This is a genomic window from Klebsiella sp. HMSC16A12 (assembly GCF_001808265.1).
Lineage (GTDB): Bacteria > Pseudomonadota > Gammaproteobacteria > Enterobacterales > Enterobacteriaceae > Klebsiella > Klebsiella pneumoniae.
Window position 1 is genome coordinate 115988 of record NZ_KV792651.1, and the last position, 17743, is coordinate 133730.

19 protein-coding genes and 1 tRNA gene are annotated in these 17743 nt (G+C 51.3%); 12 read left to right on the plus strand and 8 right to left on the minus strand.

What is annotated here, in order from left to right:
- The first annotated feature begins 39 nt into the window (after positions 1–39).
- Positions 40–300 (plus strand): helix-turn-helix domain-containing protein, encoded by a 261-nt coding sequence (locus tag HMPREF3140_RS26490; protein ID WP_070553241.1) that lies wholly within the window; start codon positions 40–42, stop codon positions 298–300.
- On the opposite strand, the gene HMPREF3140_RS26495 is transcribed toward HMPREF3140_RS26490, so the two are convergent.
- Positions 284–907, minus strand: coding sequence for a hypothetical protein (locus tag HMPREF3140_RS26495; RefSeq protein ID WP_228705088.1), 624 nt, complete (start codon positions 905–907; stop codon positions 284–286). The two genes, HMPREF3140_RS26490 and HMPREF3140_RS26495, sit on opposite strands and share 17 nt — an antisense overlap.
- Here HMPREF3140_RS26495 and HMPREF3140_RS26500 point away from each other — a divergent pair.
- The 3 genes from HMPREF3140_RS26500 to HMPREF3140_RS26505 all read left to right on the plus strand — a co-directional run bounded on the left by HMPREF3140_RS26500 (position 906) and on the right by HMPREF3140_RS26505 (position 3338).
- Positions 906–1286, plus strand: a complete 381-nt coding sequence (locus HMPREF3140_RS26500) for a hypothetical protein (RefSeq protein WP_070553230.1) — start codon at positions 906–908, stop codon at positions 1284–1286. The two genes, HMPREF3140_RS26495 and HMPREF3140_RS26500, sit on opposite strands and share 2 nt — an antisense overlap.
- A 3-nt stretch (positions 1287–1289) precedes the next feature.
- Positions 1290–1430 (plus strand): hypothetical protein, encoded by a 141-nt coding sequence (locus HMPREF3140_RS29055; RefSeq protein ID WP_175437610.1) that lies wholly within the window; start codon positions 1290–1292, stop codon positions 1428–1430.
- Between the two features lie 1014 nt (positions 1431–2444).
- Complete coding sequence (locus HMPREF3140_RS26505; protein WP_040236226.1) at positions 2445–3338, plus strand: integrase domain-containing protein; 894 nt, start codon at positions 2445–2447, stop codon at positions 3336–3338.
- A 4-nt stretch (positions 3339–3342) separates the two neighbouring features.
- Here HMPREF3140_RS26505 and HMPREF3140_RS26510 read toward each other — a convergent pair whose 3' ends face one another.
- Positions 3343–4296 carry a 14-3-3 family protein gene (locus HMPREF3140_RS26510; RefSeq protein ID WP_040236228.1) on the minus strand — a complete coding sequence of 318 codons (954 nt, stop codon included), beginning with the start codon at positions 4294–4296 and terminating at the stop codon, positions 3343–3345.
- Positions 4297–4640: 344 nt separating this feature from the next.
- Here HMPREF3140_RS26510 and HMPREF3140_RS26515 point away from each other — a divergent pair, with 344 nt between their 5' ends.
- From HMPREF3140_RS26515 to HMPREF3140_RS26545, 7 genes are all read left to right on the plus strand, one after another.
- On the plus strand, positions 4641–4919 hold the full coding sequence (locus HMPREF3140_RS26515; protein WP_016809387.1) for a hypothetical protein: 279 nt from the start codon (positions 4641–4643) through the stop codon (positions 4917–4919).
- 82 nt (positions 4920–5001) lie between these two features.
- Positions 5002–5400, plus strand: a complete 399-nt coding sequence (locus HMPREF3140_RS26520) for an antirestriction protein (RefSeq protein WP_040236230.1) — start codon at positions 5002–5004, stop codon at positions 5398–5400.
- Positions 5401–5497: 97 nt separating this feature from the next.
- Positions 5498–5845 (plus strand): hypothetical protein, encoded by a 348-nt coding sequence (locus HMPREF3140_RS26525; protein ID WP_016809385.1) that lies wholly within the window; start codon positions 5498–5500, stop codon positions 5843–5845.
- A 100-nt stretch (positions 5846–5945) separates the two neighbouring features.
- Positions 5946–6551 carry a DUF3085 domain-containing protein gene (locus tag HMPREF3140_RS26530; RefSeq protein WP_070553231.1) on the plus strand — a complete coding sequence of 202 codons (606 nt, stop codon included), beginning with the start codon at positions 5946–5948 and terminating at the stop codon, positions 6549–6551.
- Between the two features lie 84 nt (positions 6552–6635).
- Entirely contained in the window at positions 6636–7616 is a 981-nt protein-coding gene (locus HMPREF3140_RS26535) for an ArdC family protein (protein WP_016809383.1), read from the plus strand.
- 134 nt (positions 7617–7750) lie between these two features.
- Entirely contained in the window at positions 7751–9040 is a 1290-nt protein-coding gene (locus HMPREF3140_RS26540; RefSeq protein WP_070553232.1) for a TraI domain-containing protein, read from the plus strand.
- Between the two features lie 163 nt (positions 9041–9203).
- Entirely contained in the window at positions 9204–10004 is an 801-nt protein-coding gene (locus HMPREF3140_RS26545; protein WP_004217751.1) for a tyrosine-type recombinase/integrase, read from the plus strand.
- 217 nt (positions 10005–10221) lie between these two features.
- Here the strand turns inward: HMPREF3140_RS26545 and HMPREF3140_RS26550 are convergent.
- Positions 10222–10297, minus strand: a tRNA-Phe gene (locus tag HMPREF3140_RS26550).
- 105 nt (positions 10298–10402) lie between these two features.
- Positions 10403–11116 (minus strand): DUF554 domain-containing protein, encoded by a 714-nt coding sequence (locus tag HMPREF3140_RS26555; RefSeq protein WP_002916694.1) that lies wholly within the window; start codon positions 11114–11116, stop codon positions 10403–10405.
- Between the two features lie 419 nt (positions 11117–11535).
- Here HMPREF3140_RS26555 and HMPREF3140_RS26560 point away from each other — a divergent pair, with 419 nt between their 5' ends.
- Complete coding sequence (locus tag HMPREF3140_RS26560) at positions 11536–13674, plus strand: ornithine decarboxylase (RefSeq protein WP_032412416.1); 2139 nt, start codon at positions 11536–11538, stop codon at positions 13672–13674.
- Between the two features lie 43 nt (positions 13675–13717).
- Here HMPREF3140_RS26560 and HMPREF3140_RS26565 read toward each other — a convergent pair whose 3' ends face one another.
- From HMPREF3140_RS26565 to mutY, 4 genes are all read right to left on the minus strand, one after another.
- Complete coding sequence (locus HMPREF3140_RS26565) at positions 13718–14971, minus strand: nucleoside permease (RefSeq protein ID WP_004144787.1); 1254 nt, start codon at positions 14969–14971, stop codon at positions 13718–13720.
- A 191-nt stretch (positions 14972–15162) separates the two neighbouring features.
- Positions 15163–16245: a membrane-bound lytic murein transglycosylase MltC gene (mltC, locus tag HMPREF3140_RS26570; RefSeq protein WP_002916629.1), complete on the minus strand. Its 1083-nt coding sequence runs from the start codon at positions 16243–16245 to the stop codon at positions 15163–15165.
- A 49-nt stretch (positions 16246–16294) separates the two neighbouring features.
- Positions 16295–16570: an oxidative damage protection protein gene (locus tag HMPREF3140_RS26575; RefSeq protein ID WP_004105744.1), complete on the minus strand. Its 276-nt coding sequence runs from the start codon at positions 16568–16570 to the stop codon at positions 16295–16297.
- A gap of 28 nt (positions 16571–16598) precedes the next feature.
- The gene (gene mutY, locus HMPREF3140_RS26580) at positions 16599–17657 is read right to left on the minus strand and encodes an A/G-specific adenine glycosylase (RefSeq protein WP_002916628.1); all 1059 of its coding nucleotides are present in this window, start codon (positions 17655–17657) and stop codon (positions 16599–16601) included.
- Positions 17658–17743 lie beyond the last annotated feature (86 nt).

The following is a 17743-nucleotide window of genomic DNA, read 5'->3' on the forward strand; positions in this document are numbered from 1 at the left end:
GCTAAAGATACTGTCAATATATTGATTGATGGTAACAATATGATTCCTAAACGTTTGAAGGATGCCAGATTACGCGCAGGGCTAACTCAGGAAAAGTTAGGTGTAATGGCTGGGATTGAAGAGGCTACGGCATATTCACGTTTATCCCACTATGAAAGCGGAACGCACAAGCCTTCGTTTGAACTGGTTTGCTGTTTTGCAAAAGTGCTGGATGTGCCGGAATGCTATTTTTATACCGTTGATGATAAGTTTGCTGAAGCGGTGTTGGCTCTTTATCAGGGTTTTAAAACTGAATCGTAGCCGAAAAAAGTAAAGCCAGAATAATAATTCTGGCTACAGGCAGACAATTCTTATCCTTTTTTTGAACGTTATTTTCGAAAAAAGTATCCCATTGTTGTGCATTGTTGCTGTCTAAAACGACACAGATCTTGGTCATATCTTTTAGTTTTTTTGCGTTATCTTCATTATCAGAGGAAGTGATTAAATCATAGTTTGTTCCATTAATTTCCCTTTTGAAGGAACCAACGCTATCTGGACAAATCAAATTTTTATTCCCGGCGGAGAACATTCTTATCCCGTAGATAAAGAAGTCTGGTCCGATTTTATCGGTTGTCGACGTCTTCCATGTATTCTGTGGGAACATATCTGGCTTGTATTTTTCTCCATCTATTAGAAAATAATGATTTTTATTATCAATGACTCCGATAGAGTAAAGAGAGCTATTCATTAAGGTAGTCGTTACATTGGGGAACAGAAGGGACGTGATAGTTATCGTTATAATGACTGCTATAGATAAGTTTTTTGCTAATGGAATGATGCTTTTGCTTTCATTGTTTGATGATGTGTTTTTTATATTGCGATAATAAACTATTGCGGGAAGAAAAGATGATAGAGCAAATGCGATCATGAAAGCCAGTGCTATGAGTAGTGATGTAGTTTTTTCCCCAGTGCTGTCTTTTAATAAAAATGTAATGGGGATGGCAATTGATAATGTGGCGAATACTGTAGTAAATGTTTCTATTAGTGCTTTGCCGACATTTTTAGCTATTTTAAATAAATCGTTGTTTTTGAAATCACCACTGTACCATGAAATAACCAAGAAAATGATAAATGATATTACTGCTATTATGATAAAGATTAATGATGCTGAAGGTGGTGATATTATTTTTGTTATAGATGGAATGTGTGGAAGAAATGTCAATGCCAAGAATAAAGTAGAAAATCCCCAACCTAACCATGGTATAGAGATTGGTTTGTTGATTATATTTGGAAACATCGAGGAGTGAAAAATGAGTATCGAGCTGGGGAGGATAAGTGTTATAGCTATTGCGAGAGATAATACTACGGCGGATATTAATAAAGATACTAATCCTATATTAATGGAAAAGGAATCTATCAGTAAATCTAGTCTGCCGATGTTATTTAAATAACTCCATACCATTAAACCTGACAAAATTGTCAGGTAAGGAATTAGTTTAATGACTTTCTTACTAATTTTCTGGAGAATTTCTTTTAGTTCTTCGGTTGTGTTATCTGTCATAATGCATCCTTTCAAATGTAAATTATAAATATTATGAATAACTAAAAATCGTCTTGTTGGCAATAAAAATAACGGCTAGTATATAAACGCTTTAACGTTGCTATAGGCAACACCCAAAGCCACCATGACCTGCAAGGTAGCGCTGAAAAAAGCGGTCAAACCCAAGCCTGTTTAGCCTTTGTCAACGAGCGTCGCTACCTGCGATTAAGGCACTCTCTTCATATCAGCGCCTCCACGGCGTTCTCTTTTTCGAGCTGAAAAGCTCATCCCTCAGGCAATGAGTGTTACTCATTCGGCCAGTTATCGTTGCCAACGTTTGCGTGTCGTCTGCTATGCCATTTGGAACATTTGGCATCTGCTACGGCAGGCATTTGGCGGCAGAAGGCTGCGCGGCGTCACTTGTGTCAGAGCGTTAGCGATACCAAGTGACGCGCGCAGCGCGCAACCCACGGGCCCAGACTATTCGGCCTTTAACAGCATCCTCTACGCTCTGACCGACACGTAGTACCGGTTGGCGAATGTGCCTTAAGGGGAATGATCAGGATGTTTTTTCATCAATCGACGTTAAAAACGGGCCGAACCCGTTTGAAAACGTCCACCACTAAAAAAGGAGAAAGATCGACTCGGTATCGACGGCAATGCCAGCAGAAACTGGCAATGGAGGCAGCCTGACAGTAGTCAGCATGGCGTTAGCCACGAGCAGCTCAGAGAGCTGGGGAGCCTCGTAAGAACTCAACATTTCGCCGCCCCGATGCACAGATACCAGTCGAGCCGCAGGATGCGCAAAATTAACCGTGTCGTCGGGGTTGAGATGCACAGCTTTAAAACGGTTGGGGCTTACCTTTGCTCACGCAAGGCAAAGGTAAGCCTGACAGGGAGTACGTGTTTATAACCAGAGGTCTTGATGTCTAAATTGAGTAAAAGCCTGTCGACGTTGGCCCGGCAGGCCGGGGGCAGTTTTAAAACCGTGGCTGACAGAATGAAAATCGCCGATCGCATGGCGGAGAGAATGCTGAATCTGAATATTCAGATCCGGGACGTCAGGCATATTAAAACTCATCACGTTGAGCTGTATATTCGCAGCCGTCTGGCGGAAAGCATTTCAAAGCGCACGTTGCAGAATGAAATGGCGGCGCTACGGGCGATATTTAACGTAGCCGGAAGGTCGAAACTGGCCGATCCCGCCCATGAGTGTTTAAGCAATAGCGCGCTTGGGTTGTCCGGGGCCAGTCGTGACGGAACGAAGGTGGCTATTTCCGACGAGCGTTATCAGGCCGTATTTTCTGTAATTAAGAGCAAGGATGAAGGCGTCGCGGCTGCGGTGCAGCTTTCCCGCTGCCTGGGGTTAAGAACGGAAGAGGCCGTGCAGTCAGCCAAGTCATTGCGTACCTGGCAGCAGGCCTTATTACGCGGCGATGAGCGCGTACGAGTTGTTTTTGGCACCAAAGGCGGCAAGCCCAGAGATACGACGGTTGTCGATCGTGAGAAAACGCTTCAGGCCGTGAATCATGCGCTTAAAATAGCAATGAATAATAACGGCAAGCTGGTCGATAAACCCAATCTCCATTCCGCCATCGATCGCTATCGGAATATCGTTAAGGACGCAGGGCTAACGGGAAAGATTTCTCCGCATAGTTTGCGCTATGCCTATTCCCGCGAGGCGACGGAATATCATATGCAGAGAGGTTTTAGCAAAAAGGAAGCCGAAGCGTTGGTTTCTATGGATTTGGGGCACGGGGACGGGCGCGGGCATTATGTGGCGCGAGTTTATAACAAAGGAGAGCCTCATGACGATTAGCCTTTTATAAAATATACGAGTGTATTTCATTGAGTAATTTTGCTGCCTCTTCCTTGGTCGCTCCCGGGAATAATTTGGCACAAACGCTATGTAATCTTGGCTCTATTGCGCCATTTAATATTCTTTTTTGATGTCGAAATATAACATGTAAGTGTTCATGCAGTTCTATATACAACATATAAAATTCGAGTAATGCAGCGTCAGCACTACAGAATACAAAGCGATGTTTAAAATTTAGTGTTACAGAACTACCGTCTGGATGTTTTACCTTACCATTATTGGCATCAGCTTCTGCAATATATTTCTTCTCGCTGCTAATAGATATTAGAACTAATGTAATGATCATTAGGTCGCTGATAACATTATGAAGCTTTTGTTCTAAAGGTTCTTGCTTGTTAACTTTTAACAGTTTGTCTATGAAATGTCTTCCGCGTCCTTTGTATAAATGACAAAATACAAGCAATATCAGAAGCGGGTTCATCTTTGATGGGTGCTCTTTTGAAATGCTGTGCGTTAGTTCTATGATTTTCTCTGCTTTTTCAGTTAGGGTTTTATCTTTTAGAATCTCAATGGATTGCGCGAGGAATTTATATTCGGCATTAATGTGTGATTCATACTCGCCTTTCACTGCATAATAAAAAGATTCTACCTTTTCCCTGTCTACCCGATCCTCCCCGAATGCTAGTCCTATCTTCTCGGATGATTTTTGATATTCTTCAATATATTCTTCATGGGTCGGTAATCGCTTGTTCTTTCCTTCCATTGCCGAAAGAATGACAGAGAAACGGTAATGCTTTAATGATGAGAATTTGTCTTTTAAACTATTACTGGTTACAGGGCTCACGACGTTTCTGTCGAGAAATATGATACCCATTCCATTCTTAAATTTACGTGTTTTAAGAAACGTATCTAAAGAAATAACGCCATCTCTTGCCATAAAGCTAATAGAATTTTCCATCTCACTTGTCCCTTTTTATAACTCACCACATAGCTGCTTGTTGTTTTTTTATACATGACTGGTTTAGAATCGTAACGCCTAATCGTTGTCTCTGACAACACCCAAAGCCTCCACGACCTGCAAGGTGGCGCTTACGGCGGTCAAACCCAAATCCATTTAGCCTTTGTAAACGGATGCCGCAAACTGCGGTGAAGGTACTCTTCTTAATACCTACGCCTTTTCAGGCTCATTCCTGTACTGAACGTCGCTTACGCAATGAATAAGCGTGGTTAGTGCATTCTACTCACCCAATGGGAACATTTTCCCGTTGGGGACGTGTTCCCTTTTTACTGTAAGGAACACAGATGAACACCTATGAAATGTTATCCATCTCGATTACGTCTCCCGCCTGGGAAGCTGCGGTCGACTTTTCCAGCTCTGTTGAAAGCGCTATCGCCAGCCAAAACCGGTTGGTTAAGGAAGCGCTGAACGTCTGGGAGCATCGGCAGAACAGTGAAACGGGGCAGGTGACGTTCCAGCTGATCGTTTTTACTCGTACTGGGGGAAGCGTCACTGCACACATCGAGAAATTTACGGTTAAGCGCGTTGGCTGCTGCCTTAAGGTGTCATTAGCCACCGCCTGACACTAACTCTTTTCATCATCCCGGAGGGAAAACACCCTCCAGGCGTGTTCTCCCTCCGCTTTATTCAGGGAGATACCCATCAATGACAGATTTCACTATCACACAGGTCGATTTTGATCGCCTGCTCGATCAGAACGATGAAGAACAGGCGGTACGTCTGTTTTGTTTTGAACAATTACTTTACCGCTGGGCAGACCGGCTGAGCTGTGAGTACCAGGGTGGGCTTTGGCTGGGGATGAAGTTATCCAACGGCGGCTTTTATGCTTACCCGGCCACGTCTCAGAACTGGAGCGTATCGGCGGAAAACTACTATCAGGGCACAATGGACTCCGACACGTTTGGCATTACGGCTTCGCTTTACGCTCTCTGCGAGCTGGCGAACCGCACTGAAGCCGATGAGGACATCGAAGCCTATTATGCGTTGCGCAATTACGCCTTAATGCATTCATGTACTAACGCCATTATGGCGGCCATTGACTAAAGGTTATTACCGACCGTTAACGTAATAAACGCTGCCCGAAAGGAACCACTCCTTCGGGGGCGTTCTCCTTTCGGTATGACATCGTAAGGAGAACACCATGATCGCGTTATCGTTTGAGCCACAGTCTGTTGTTCAGGATCTTTATGACTTAGCCAATGCAGAAGGGGAGCTGTTATTCGTTGCCGCCAAAATGCGTTTAGGAATTGATGAGGAACGCGATGAGGACGGTTTTACCGATAACGAATATGTCCTTACCGACATTGCTTATCAGCTGGCGCAGGCTTTAGTTTTTGGCCGTTTTACTCATTCAGCCAGTGAACCGTTATTACATGACGTTCTGGCGCTTGGAGAAAAGGTGAACAGGGAGGCCTGGGCTCATTATTTCTATACCGGGAACGCAGATGCAAAGTGCTCTCTGGCACTGGAAGCGATGGGATATTTATAGCCTTCGCGTAATTCGTTTCACTTCTTTTTACTGAACTTACTTCCCCGGGGGGCTTCTCTCCTCGGGGAAGCTGTCTCCGGCAATTATTGAGGAGATATCTATGCTGCGTTTTTATGGTTCTGACCTGAAGGCCGTCGTAACGGAATCAATAACTACCGATAAGCCTGTCGTTCTGGCTAAGGATCACGGCGTTTATTTGATGGTTGACGGCGGTGAACAACGTGATGATGGTCGGGTAAGACATTTAGCCTATGCTGACGGCTGTCACCCTGATCTCGACTCGGAATGGGTCTCGATGGCCCGCATACTGGTCGGCGGCGATAGCTTTGAAGAAAGGATACCGCTGACGGAAGGCGGTATCGTGGACATCATCACCAAACCCTACCAGCTGTCTATTATGCTTAAGGCGCAGAGGCTGGCGATGTTTATTACCGGCTGGCAAAATTGTGTGCCCGTCGCGGAGTACCGTCATCTGACGGGCAGAATAAACGTTATGGCCCAGGTGCACTTCACTGCCTGCCGAAGCCAGAAAGAGCTGAAAAGCTGGCGCATGATGGCGCAGCGGCTGCTTGTTGACGTTGCCGTTGTTGGCTGCAAACGGGCAAAAGCTGATGACCATCACTGTTTTCTTATCGCATGCAGGCAACTGCAAAAGCAGTTCGAGCGGGTAACGACCGAAGGCGTTATTCAGGCCGTCGCCATTTGAACTGACTGACATTCATCAATCCCTGTGGGGCGTATTTCTGCGCCCATAGGGAGCGGGATACGCCTTTTTTAAAAGGAGTTTCCCATGAAGAAATCAAATTCTCGTTCTCAACGTGCTGGACATACAGACCTGTATCAGCAGGTGACCGATCGCATTGTTGCCGCGCTGGAAAAAGGCGTACCGCCCTGGCGTAAGCCGTGGCGTTCGGTGGAGAAATATGCCTCCAGCCCGTTTCCGGTTAATGCCGCGACCGGGTGTCACTACAACGGCGTTAATATCATGCTGTTGTGGCTGGCGGCGGAAGAGAAGGGCTACCGTTCCAATCGCTGGCTCACCTATAAGCAGGCGCAGGCAGTCGGTGGGCAGGTTCGTAAAGGTGAAAGCAGCAGTCTCGGCGTTATATTCAAACCGTTTGAAAAGCAGGCGGAAGATAAAAGCGGCAGTAAGCTGTTTGACGCCGATGGCAAACCGGTTATGGAATCCCGGGTTATAGCTAAATCGCTGTACCTGTTCAACGTTGAACAGTGCGATGGTTTACCAGAATCCGTCGTTGGGGTGACTGCCGTTCCTTTGTCGCAGGAGGATGTGGATACCGTCAGTACGCCGGTGTTTAACCGCATTCTTGATATGCTGAATGCCTCCGGCGTAAAGGCTACATCGTTTAGCCAGAACCGAGCATTTTACCGTCCATCCACCGATGAGATTGTATTACCGGCAGTCGGTCAGTTTTTTTCTGATGCTGATTATTGGGCGACATTGTTGCATGAGCTGGTTCACGCCAGCGGTCATGCCAAACGGCTAAACCGCGAGGGCATCACGTCTTCATTGAGCCGGTTTGGCGATCCGATTTATGCGTTTGAAGAGCTTATCGCAGAGCTGGGTAGCGCTTTTCTCTGTGCCGAACTGGGCGTTTATGGTGAGGTGCAACATGAAAGCTACCTTGCCTCATGGCTGAAGACGCTGAAAGAGGACAAACACGCTATTTTCCGGGCCAGCCGCCAGGCGCGCGAGGCCTGTGAATTTTTACTTAACCTTGCTCAGGATGTTCGCCGTTCGGTGGCCTGATGCGCTAAATGCTCCTTCGGGAGCATTTTTTATGGGATTTGGAAATTATTAGGAACCTAAACAGAGTTGTTTGTTGTTGTTTGTGGGCGGAGAAATAGAGTGGCAGCTTTTCATTTCAGCCATCGGCGGTATTTATGCTCAATACTCTATTTTTCTGGCGTGACAAGGCGCATCCGCCGGAACCCTTATCCGATAACCGTTCACCTGTGCCTGCGGGTTATTTTGCTCCGGCCAGCGTAGAGGTGTTGCTGGGCACACCTCTACGTCAGCAATATCTGCAAACGCTGTGGGATTACTCTTCTCTGCCCAGAAACCTGTATCAGCAGTATTACCTGACTCCTCTGGAGCAGTGTGTACTACTAATGCAGCAGTTTCCGGTAGCGGAGCAGGGGGGGTATGCGTACCCCGGTGGGATGGTCGATTGTTTGCTTAAAACGCTGGCAAATGCGGTGAAACTGTCAAAAAGCTACTTGTTGCCGCCGGGTGCTGACCCTGAAGATCAGGCAACGCAAGGGGCTGTGTGGTCTGCGGTTATTGTCTGGGCGACCATGTTTAGCGTGTTGGACAATCTGGCGCATCTCCACGTTGAGCTGGATAACGGGCAGGTCTGGTCGCCGGTTGCAGGCGTTCTGGATAACCCCTATCGCTTCCGCTTTGTGCCAGAAACGCAGCCGGAAAAGGTATATGGCTACAGCGCCATGCTGGCCTTCAGGCTGTTGCCGGAGGAGGGGCTGTGTTGGCTGAGTCGATGGCCTGACGCGTTAATGGCGCTTTCGATGTTTCTGGCCGGGTATCGGGCGCAATCAGGCGTTGTAGGGGCAATAGTCTTACAAGCTGGGGAGGGCAGTGATAAAACGCTGCCAGTCACACCATCCGCGTTGCCAGAAGCTTGTCCTGATTCAGCTTTTGACGATTACGCCACTTTCTTACAACAGGCACCGCCGCCCTGTGAGTATGTTGAAAATATTCCCGATGATTTACCGTCTTTTATGGAGAATGTGGAAGGTGCCGATCTTTCTTCTGAACCGGCATTGCGCCGCTCTCATCCTGCTGGTGAGTTGTTTATTGACTGGCTCAGACAATCTATACAGCAGAAAAAAACGATAGCCAATGAGCCGGATGGTCACGTATATGTGATCGCGGGGGCTGTATTCCTGAAAACTCCGTCAATTTTTCATAGGTTTATGGCGGAACAGAGGGAGGCACTGCGACCATTAAAAATAGACAACTGGCGTGATGTTCAGCGGCAGTTTGAAAAAATAAATCTGCACAGGCGGCAGCGCGGGGGAGCAAATGTATACCAGTGCCGTAATAGGGAGAGCCAGAAGGTTTATCACGGCTATCTTGTACCTGCGAAAGAAATTTATGGCGCAGCAACAGTGCCAGCAGATACCCCGTTATTAGAAGTTAGCTCTTTGAACTAATGGGACGAAATTGACTATGGATGAATTGTTAACATTTGAAGTTCTTCTGGAGAAGTATTTTTACGCTAAAACATTACGGCCTGACACGCAGTGGAGTTATTGCAAGGTAGTAAGAACGTTTACGAAGTTTGCGAAAGTATTACCTGGGGAGGTCAGTGCCGATTTGGTGCTGAGGTGGAAAGAAGAAGTATTAAAAGTGCAGGGGCTGAAGGTTCGTACCTGGAATAACAAGGTTGCCCATATGCGTGCGTTGTTCAACTTTGCTATCAAGAAAAAACTATTCCAGGAAGAGAACCCGTTTAATGGCGTTGTGGCTTGCCCGGGCGTTAAACGTAAAAAAACACTTTCTGACAGTCAGCTTGAAACGGTCTATCGGGTTATGCAGCAGCAGAGGGGAAGGGAGCAATCCGGCGATCGTTATCGTAATGCATTGGCTCCAGCATGGTTCTGGACTGCCGTGCTGGATATCTTGCGCTATACGGCCATACGCCAGAATCAGTTCTTACATATCAGAATTAGCGATGTCGATTTTGATTCGCACTGCATTCACTTACGGCTTGAGGGGGCTAAAAATCACCGTGAACATCAGGTGCCGATTATCTCCGCCCTGCGTCCATCGCTTGAGGAGTTGGTCAGTCAGGTGACAAAGGCGGGGGCAATGCCACATGAGCAGCTATTTAACATCGCCTGGTTTGATTTCAGGAGAAAGGCAAATTATCAAGATGGTATGACGAAAGTTCCTCTCCGGTCCTTTTTCCGTCGGTTGTCCCGGGAGTGTGGTTTTCTGGTTAGCCCTCATCGTTTCCGTCATACCATCGCGACGAAGCTGATGCGCACGCCGGAACGTAATCTGCAAACGGTGAAAACCTTGCTGGGGCACGTTAGTCTGGCGTCAACGCTGGAATATGTGGAGGTGAATATCGAAAGCCTGAAGGCGACGCTGGAGCAGGAGTTAAGATGGTGAAAAATGGCGCATATTGACAGTTTCACTAAAAACTGTAACATCGCCTAAAGCGAAAAACCCTATTCAGATGGACTGAATAGGGTTTCGCACAGAGTGGAACAATCAAGTTCAACAGGTGATGACATTCATCGCTGTCTAAACTCTGTCCTCACATCTGATTTCGCCCCGCTATTTCATGCCTTGTACACATGAAGCTAGCCGAACGGTACTGTGTAAGTGGTGCCCGGACTCGGAATCGAACCAAGGACACGGGGATTTTCAATCCCCTGCTCTACCGACTGAGCTATCCGGGCAACGGGGCGCATTAAACCGTAATCGCCGCGCCTCGTCAACGAAATTTATCTGTTTTGCAGCAGACTGAACAATCTATCACCACATTGCGCTAAAAGCACGCGTTTTCAGGCAAAAAACAGCGTCCAGGCCGCGGAAATCGGCATCGCCAGCACCAGCGCAGGCAGCATATTCACTACGGCAAACATTTTTATCCCGCAGATGCGCAGCCCGGTGGCCACCAGCAGCATGCCGCCGACGGCGCTGAAATCCGCCAGCATCATCGGCGTGGTAAGCGGCATAATGATCGCCGCGCAGGCTGCAAGAGTCAGCTGGATAAGCAGCATCGGTACGCTGATGGCGGCGACGGCAATGCCCAGGGTGCAGGCGAAGATGGTGGCGGTGAAAAAGTCGAGAAACGCTTTGGCAATCAGAATGCTGGCGTCGCCGGTCATCCCTTCGCGCATGGCGCCGAAGACGCCGGTGCCGCTGGCGCAGAACAGGACGATAATCGCCACATAGCTCTGAATATAAGACTCATGAGCCGAAGCCTTTTTCTTGCCTTTCGCTGACATCAACTGCTGGAGTTTACTGACCAGCGTATTGATGCCTTTTTCCATATTGCATATTTCGCCGAGCAGCGTCCCTACCAGGGTCGACAGCACCATCACCGGCAGATTGGCGCACTTAATGACCAGTAAAATGCCGATGCCCAATGACGCCAGGCCAAAAATAGAGGTCATTGCGGTGCGGATCCGTTCCGGCAACCGTTGGCTGAGTAAGGCGCCCAGCACACCGCCGACCAGCACCGCGCTGGCGTTAATAAAAGGTCCTGTAACCACGCTGACTCCTGTTAAAAATCCCTGATAACCGCATTATTATGGCGTTAACTTACCGGGAAAGCTTGTGTATCCGTGATATAAGTGCATACGGTTTTCATCTTGCGCCTGTTCGGGAAAGGTGCCATGATTGCGCGAATTTTCTCCTCCCTGATATGAGGCCGCCGATGACGACACAGCCATTATCTCGCCAGCGACGCCGCGCCCAGATGCGCGGGCTGCCTCATCTTGCTACGCTTACCCCTCTGTTCACCATGCGGTGAAGGACACGTATGCTCACTGTAGGGCAACAGTAAGATCGGACGCGTCTGCTTTTACTGATGTCCGGCGGTCGGAGCTGAATCCGTCAGACCCGGACACATCGTTGGGCAAGGTCTCCCTTGTCTGAGGTTTTTACACTCCCGATACGGGCATTTGCGCTTATGAAATCCATGCACATTGCCGCCAGCTGCGAGCTGGTCACCCGCTTGTCCACCCACCGTCGCGTTGTGGCGCTGGACAGTACCGATTTTACCGATGTGGCGGCAGTCGTCATCTCCGTGGCCGACAGTCGCAGCGGCATCCTTACTCTCCTCAGGCGTAGCGGATTTAACCTGCCGGTCTACCTGCTGAGTGAGACGGCGGTCGACAAGCCGGAGGGGGTGCAGGCGGTGATCGCCGGTAAAGATCAGGAGTGGCTGGAGCTGGAGGCGGCGGCCTGTGATTATGAAGCGCGTCTGCTGCCGCCGTTTTTCAATACCCTGACCCAGTACGTCGAGATGGATAACAGCACCTTTGCCTGTCCGGGGCATCAGCACGGGGCGTTTTTCAAAAAGCACCCTGCAGGCCGTCAGTTCTATGACTTTTTGGGCGAAAATGTCTTTCGCGCCGACATGTGCAACGCCGATGTGAAATTAGGCGATCTGCTGATCCACGAAGGATCGGCCAAGCACGCGCAGAAGTTCGCTGCGAAGGTGTTCAACGCGGATAAAACCTACTTCGTCCTCAACGGCACCTCGGCGGCCAACAAAGTCGTGACCAACGCGCTGTTGACCCGCGGCGATCTGGTGCTGTTCGATCGCAACAACCACAAGTCAAACCATCACGGGGCGCTGATCCAGGCGGGGGCGACGCCTGTTTACCTGGAAGCCGCGCGCAATCCGTTCGGCTTTATCGGCGGCATTGACGAGCGCTGCTTTGATGAGCATTACCTGCGGGATCTCATCCGCGAAGCGGCGCCTGAGAAAGCCAATGCCTCCCGCCCGTTTCGTCTGGCGGTGATCCAGCTGGGGACCTACGACGGCACGGTCTATAACGCCCGCCAGGTGGTGGATAAGATCGGCCACCTCTGCGATTACATCCTGTTCGACTCGGCGTGGGTGGGCTATGAGCAGTTTATCCCAATGATGGCCGACTGCTCGCCGCTGCTGCTGGAGCTGACCCCCGACGATCCGGGTATTTTTGTCACCCAGTCCGTGCACAAGCAGCAGGCCGGCTTCTCACAGACGTCGCAGATCCATAAAAAGGATAACCATCTGCGCGGCCAGGCGCGTTTCTGTCCGCACAAGCGGCTGAATAACGCCTTTATGCTGCATGCTTCCACCAGCCCGTTCTATCCGCTGTTCGCCGCGCTGGACGTCAACGCTAAAATCCACGAAGGCGAGAGCGGCCGCCGCCTGTGGGCCGAGTGCGTGGCGCTGGGCATTGAGGCGCGCAAAGCGATCATCGCCAACTGCAAGATGATCCAGCCCTTTATTCCGCCGATGGTGGCGGGGCGCCCGTGGCAGGATCACCCGACCGAGGCGATCGCCCGGGAGCGCCGCTTCTTCAGCTTCGAACCCGACGCGCGCTGGCATGGTTTTGAAGGCTACGCGGACGACCAGTATTTTGTCGACCCGTGCAAGCTGCTGCTGACCACCCCGGGCATCGACGCGGAGAGTGGGGAGTACAGTGAGTTCGGCATTCCGGCGACTATTCTGGCGCATTATCTGCGTGAAAACGGCATCGTGCCGGAGAAGTGCGATCTCAACTCGATTCTGTTCCTGCTGACGCCGGCGGAAAGTGCCGAAAAAATGGCGCAGCTGGTAGCGATGCTGGGGCAGTTTGAACAGCATATTGAAGCGGATACGCCGCTGGCCGATGTGTTGCCGACCATCTATAACAAATATCCGGTGCGTTATCGCGACTATACCCTGCGCGAGCTGTGCCAGGAGATGCACGATCTGTACGTTAGCTTTGACGTGAAGAGCCTGCAAAAAGAGATGTTCCGTAAACGGAGCTTCCCAAGGGTGGTGATGAATCCCCAGGATGCCAACCACGAGTTTATACGCGGCAACGTTGAGCTGGTGCGTCTGAGCGAGGCGGAAGGCCGCGTCGCGGCGGAGGGGGCGCTGCCGTATCCGCCGGGCGTGCTGTGCGTGGTGCCCGGCGAGGTCTGGGGCGGCGCCGTGCTGCGCTATTTCCTCGCGCTGGAGGAGGGGGTCAATATGCTGCCTGGCTTCTCGCCGGAGCTGCAGGGGGTTTACAGCGAGACGGATCCGGACGGCATTAAGCGGCTGTATGGCTACGTGCTGAAGGGATAAAAAAACGCCCCGCCGAACAGGCGGGGCGTTTTACTTTTGCCGATCACACGCTCTGCTGGGCGGCGGTCGGTTGTCTGACGTGTTTGTATTTGAACAGCGCCACGAAGGCAAAGGCCAGCACCAGCGAATAGCCGGCGAAAATCAGCCACACGCTCTGCCAGTCAGTGATCCCCTCGACGGTAAAGTGTTCGACGACTTTGCCGCTCACCATCCCGCCGAGAATACAGCCGAAGCCGTTGGTCATCATCAGGAACATCCCCTGAGCGCTGGCGCGGATTTCCGGGCGCACCTCTTTCTCAACGAACACCGAACCGGAGATGTTAAAGAAGTCGAAGGCGCAGCCGTAGACGATCATCGACAGCACCAGCAGTACAGTGCCGAACGGCGTCGGGTCGCCAAAGGCGAACAGGCCGAAGCGCAGCATCCACGCCACAATACTGATAAGCATCACGTTCTTAATGCCGTAGCGGCTAAGGAAGAATGGGATGGTCAGGATAAACAGCGTTTCGGAAATCTGCGAAATCGACATCAGCACTGACGCGTGCTCGACGATAAAGCTGCCGGCAAACAGCGGATCTTTATCGAAGCTGTGCAGGAAGGTGTTACCGAACATGTTAGTGATTTGCAGCTCGGCGCCGAGCATCATCGAGAAGATAAAGAAGATAGCCATACGCTTGTTTTTAAACAGCGCAAAAGCGTTCAGGCCGAGCATCTCCGTCCAGCTTTGATTGCGCTGGGCGTTGGCGACCGGAATATGCGGCAGCGTCAGGGTGAACAGAGTCAGCAGGACCGACAGCGTCGCGCCAATGTACAGCTGCATATGGCTCAGTTCAAAGCCGGAGAAGCTCACGCCCCACATGGCGAGGATAAAGCCGATGGTGCCCCAGATACGAATTGGCGGGAAATCGGTGACAATATCCAGCCCCGCCGACTGCAGGCGGTAGTAGGAGATGGTATTGATCAAGCCAAGCGTCGGCATATAGGCCAGCGAGTTAAGCAGGATCACGAGGAACATCTCGCCCGGCGTGGTGACCTGCGCCGCGAGGTACAGCGTTAACGCGCCGACCAGGTGGCAGATGGCGTATACCCATTTGGCGCTGATCCACTTATCGGCGACGATGCCGAGCAGCGTCGGCATCAACACCGCGGCGATACCGAGCGAGCTATACACTGCGCCGATTGCCGCGCCGTCAAACTTCAGCGTGACAAACATGTACGAGCCAAGCGTGGTGAGCCAGCTCCCCCAAAGGCAGAACTGCAGGAACGACAGTATTTTGAGCTGCAGCTTAAGATTCATGTAGTTATCCTCACGAATGTGGGCTTGTTATGTTTTTAAAATAACATTAATCCCGTTATTTTGATGCGATTCTATCATTCACTAGCTTAATGCTTCTGTTAACTGCCGCAGAAAACCGAAAGATATTACAGAGTATGGCGGAGTATAAGCGCGGCCTCAGCGCGGGGCTGAGGCCGGAGTCGGGAGGAGGGCTATTTACGGCGGTAGCTTTTCTGCGCCGTATTAACTTTGTACAGATAGCGGCGCGATTCCGCCGACGGATGGCGGGTGGTCAGCGTCTGGTAGACGTCCCCTGGCGCCATGCTGTTGATAATATTGGCCGCCTGCACTTTATCGCTGGAGAAGACCCGCAGTACGCTGCCGGCGCCGCCGTTATAGGCAGTGATCACCGCGTAGCGACGCGAGGTGGGGTTATCGATGCCGGCGAGGTAAACATTGTTCAGCATCGCCAGGTAGGCGGTACCGGTGTCGATATTATTCGCCGGGTCGAACAGATAACTGCGGCTTGGCAGGCCGGATTTACCCTGGGAGCGGAAGACGTCTCTGCCGGCGCTGTGCTGGACCACCTGCATCAGCCCCATGGCGTCGGCATGGCTGACCGCATAGGGGTTAAAGGAGGATTCGGTCTGCATAATCGCGAGGATCAGCGACTCATCAACCCCATACTTACGCGAGGCCTGACGCACCATGCCGAGGTATTTATGCGCACGTTTGTCGAGGTGGTTCGGCACCAGGTTAATGGTGATGCTGTAGACCACGCGCAGGCCGTTGTTGCGGCTCTTCAGACGGGTTTGCAGCAGATAGTCGGCAAAGCGCGCGGCGCGCCACTCCCAGCGAATCGACGCCCCGGTGTTATCCACCACCTGGCCATAGAGGAACGGCTCTTTGGAGATCTGGATGTCATCGACATCGGAATAGAGGTCAATGGAGTTGGGGTCATCGCCCATCAACAGGGTTTTGACGATCGCCTGGCGCAGTCGTCCGCGAGGGTCGGTGCCGGCAATGGTCTCGACGGTGATCGTCCCTTCATCGAAGTTGATGTGGCTGCGGGTTTGATACTGGTCGGTGTACTTGACGTAGTCCTTTGGCCCGGCGAGCAGGACTTCGTTGTACCCCCAAATGTTCTCGATGTTGTGGGCGAACTGGCCCATCAAAATATCGAATCCGTTCGTGTCCTTGACCCAGGCCTCGTTGTATTCGGCGCCTTTTTTATTGGAGCTGGAACACGAAACGAGCAACGGCGCAATCAGCGCGAGCGCTAAGTATTTTTTCATCATTCCGGGCGTGCGTGTTGTGTTTGTTTTTTTAAAGGCCGCAGGGCCCTTACTGTTTTTCCGGCGGCGTGTAGCCTTCGATGTGCACGTCTTTCCCTTCAAACAGGAACTGCACCATCTCCTGCTCAAGCAGTTTGCGGTGCTCCGGGTTCATCATGCTGAGCTTTTTCTCGTTGATCAGCATGGTCTGCTTGTGCTGCCACTGCGCCCAGGCTTCTTTGGAGATTTCGTTGTAAATACGCTTTCCGAGCTCGCCCGGATACAGCTGGAAATCCTGGCCGTCCGCTTCACGCTGCAGGAAGGTACAAAAAATGGTTCTGCTCATAATTAATCCTCTTTGATAGCCGAAAAATTTATACCGGCGCTCCGGCTTTTAGCTGTTGCAACAAGCGCTCCACGGGGGCCGCCAGACCGACCGACGGCGGCTGCGCTAAGTTATACCAGAGTGCGTTGCCTTCATCCATGCATGCGCCAGATGAGTGCACTGTAAGCCACATCGGCACAATATCCAGGTGGAAATGGCTGAAAGTGTGGCGAAAAGCGGTTAATTGCGTCAGATTATCGGCCTTTATCTGGCGCTGCGCCAGCCACTCGCGTAGCTCCGCTTCGTCTGCAAACTGCGGAAAACAGAACAACCCGCCCCACAGACCCACCGGCGGACGCTGGGAAAGAAACACCTCGTCGCCGTGCTGCATCAGCAGGAAGTAGCCGGTGCGTTCCGGGAGGGTCTGCTTCGGTTTTTTGCCCGGATATTCCGCCCATGAATGGTTCGCGTAGGCCACGCAGCCGTTGCTCAGCGGACACAGCTCGCACTTCGGCTTCGAGCGGGTGCAAACCATTGCCCCGAGATCCATCATCGCCTGGTTGAAGCGCTCGACGCCCTCTGCCGGGGTGACCTCTTCGCTGATGTCCCACAGCCGTTTTTCCACCTCTTTTTTCCCCGGCCAGCCGCTGACAGCATAGCAGCGGGCGAGCACGCGCTTCACGTTGCCGTCGAGAATCGGATAATGCTGACCGAGCGAAAGGGATAAAATCGCCCCCGCCGTTGAGCGCCCGACGCCGGGCAGCGCCGCCACTTCGTCAAAGGTCCGGGGGAATTCCCCGCCGTGCAGTGTGGCGACTTGCTGTGCGGCTTTATGTAAGTTGCGCGCCCGCGCGTAGTAGCCCAGACCGGTCCACAGATGCAGCACTTCATCCAGCGGCGCGTTGGCGAGATCCACCACCGTGGGGAAACGCGCCATAAAGCGTTCAAAATAGGGGATTACCGTGGTCACCTGGGTTTGTTGCAACATCACTTCGGAGAGCCATACTTTGTAGGGCGTCTTGGCGATTTGCCAGGGCAGGGTTTTACGCCCGTATTTGTCGTACCAGTCCAGAACCTGGGCTGAAAATTGCGTGGCGAGAAAAGTCAAAGCTACGGCTCCGGGATCGCGATTACAGGGGGGCAGATTGCAGCATAAGGGCGAGTGGCTGTAAACCCTTGCATCCGCCGGGTAAC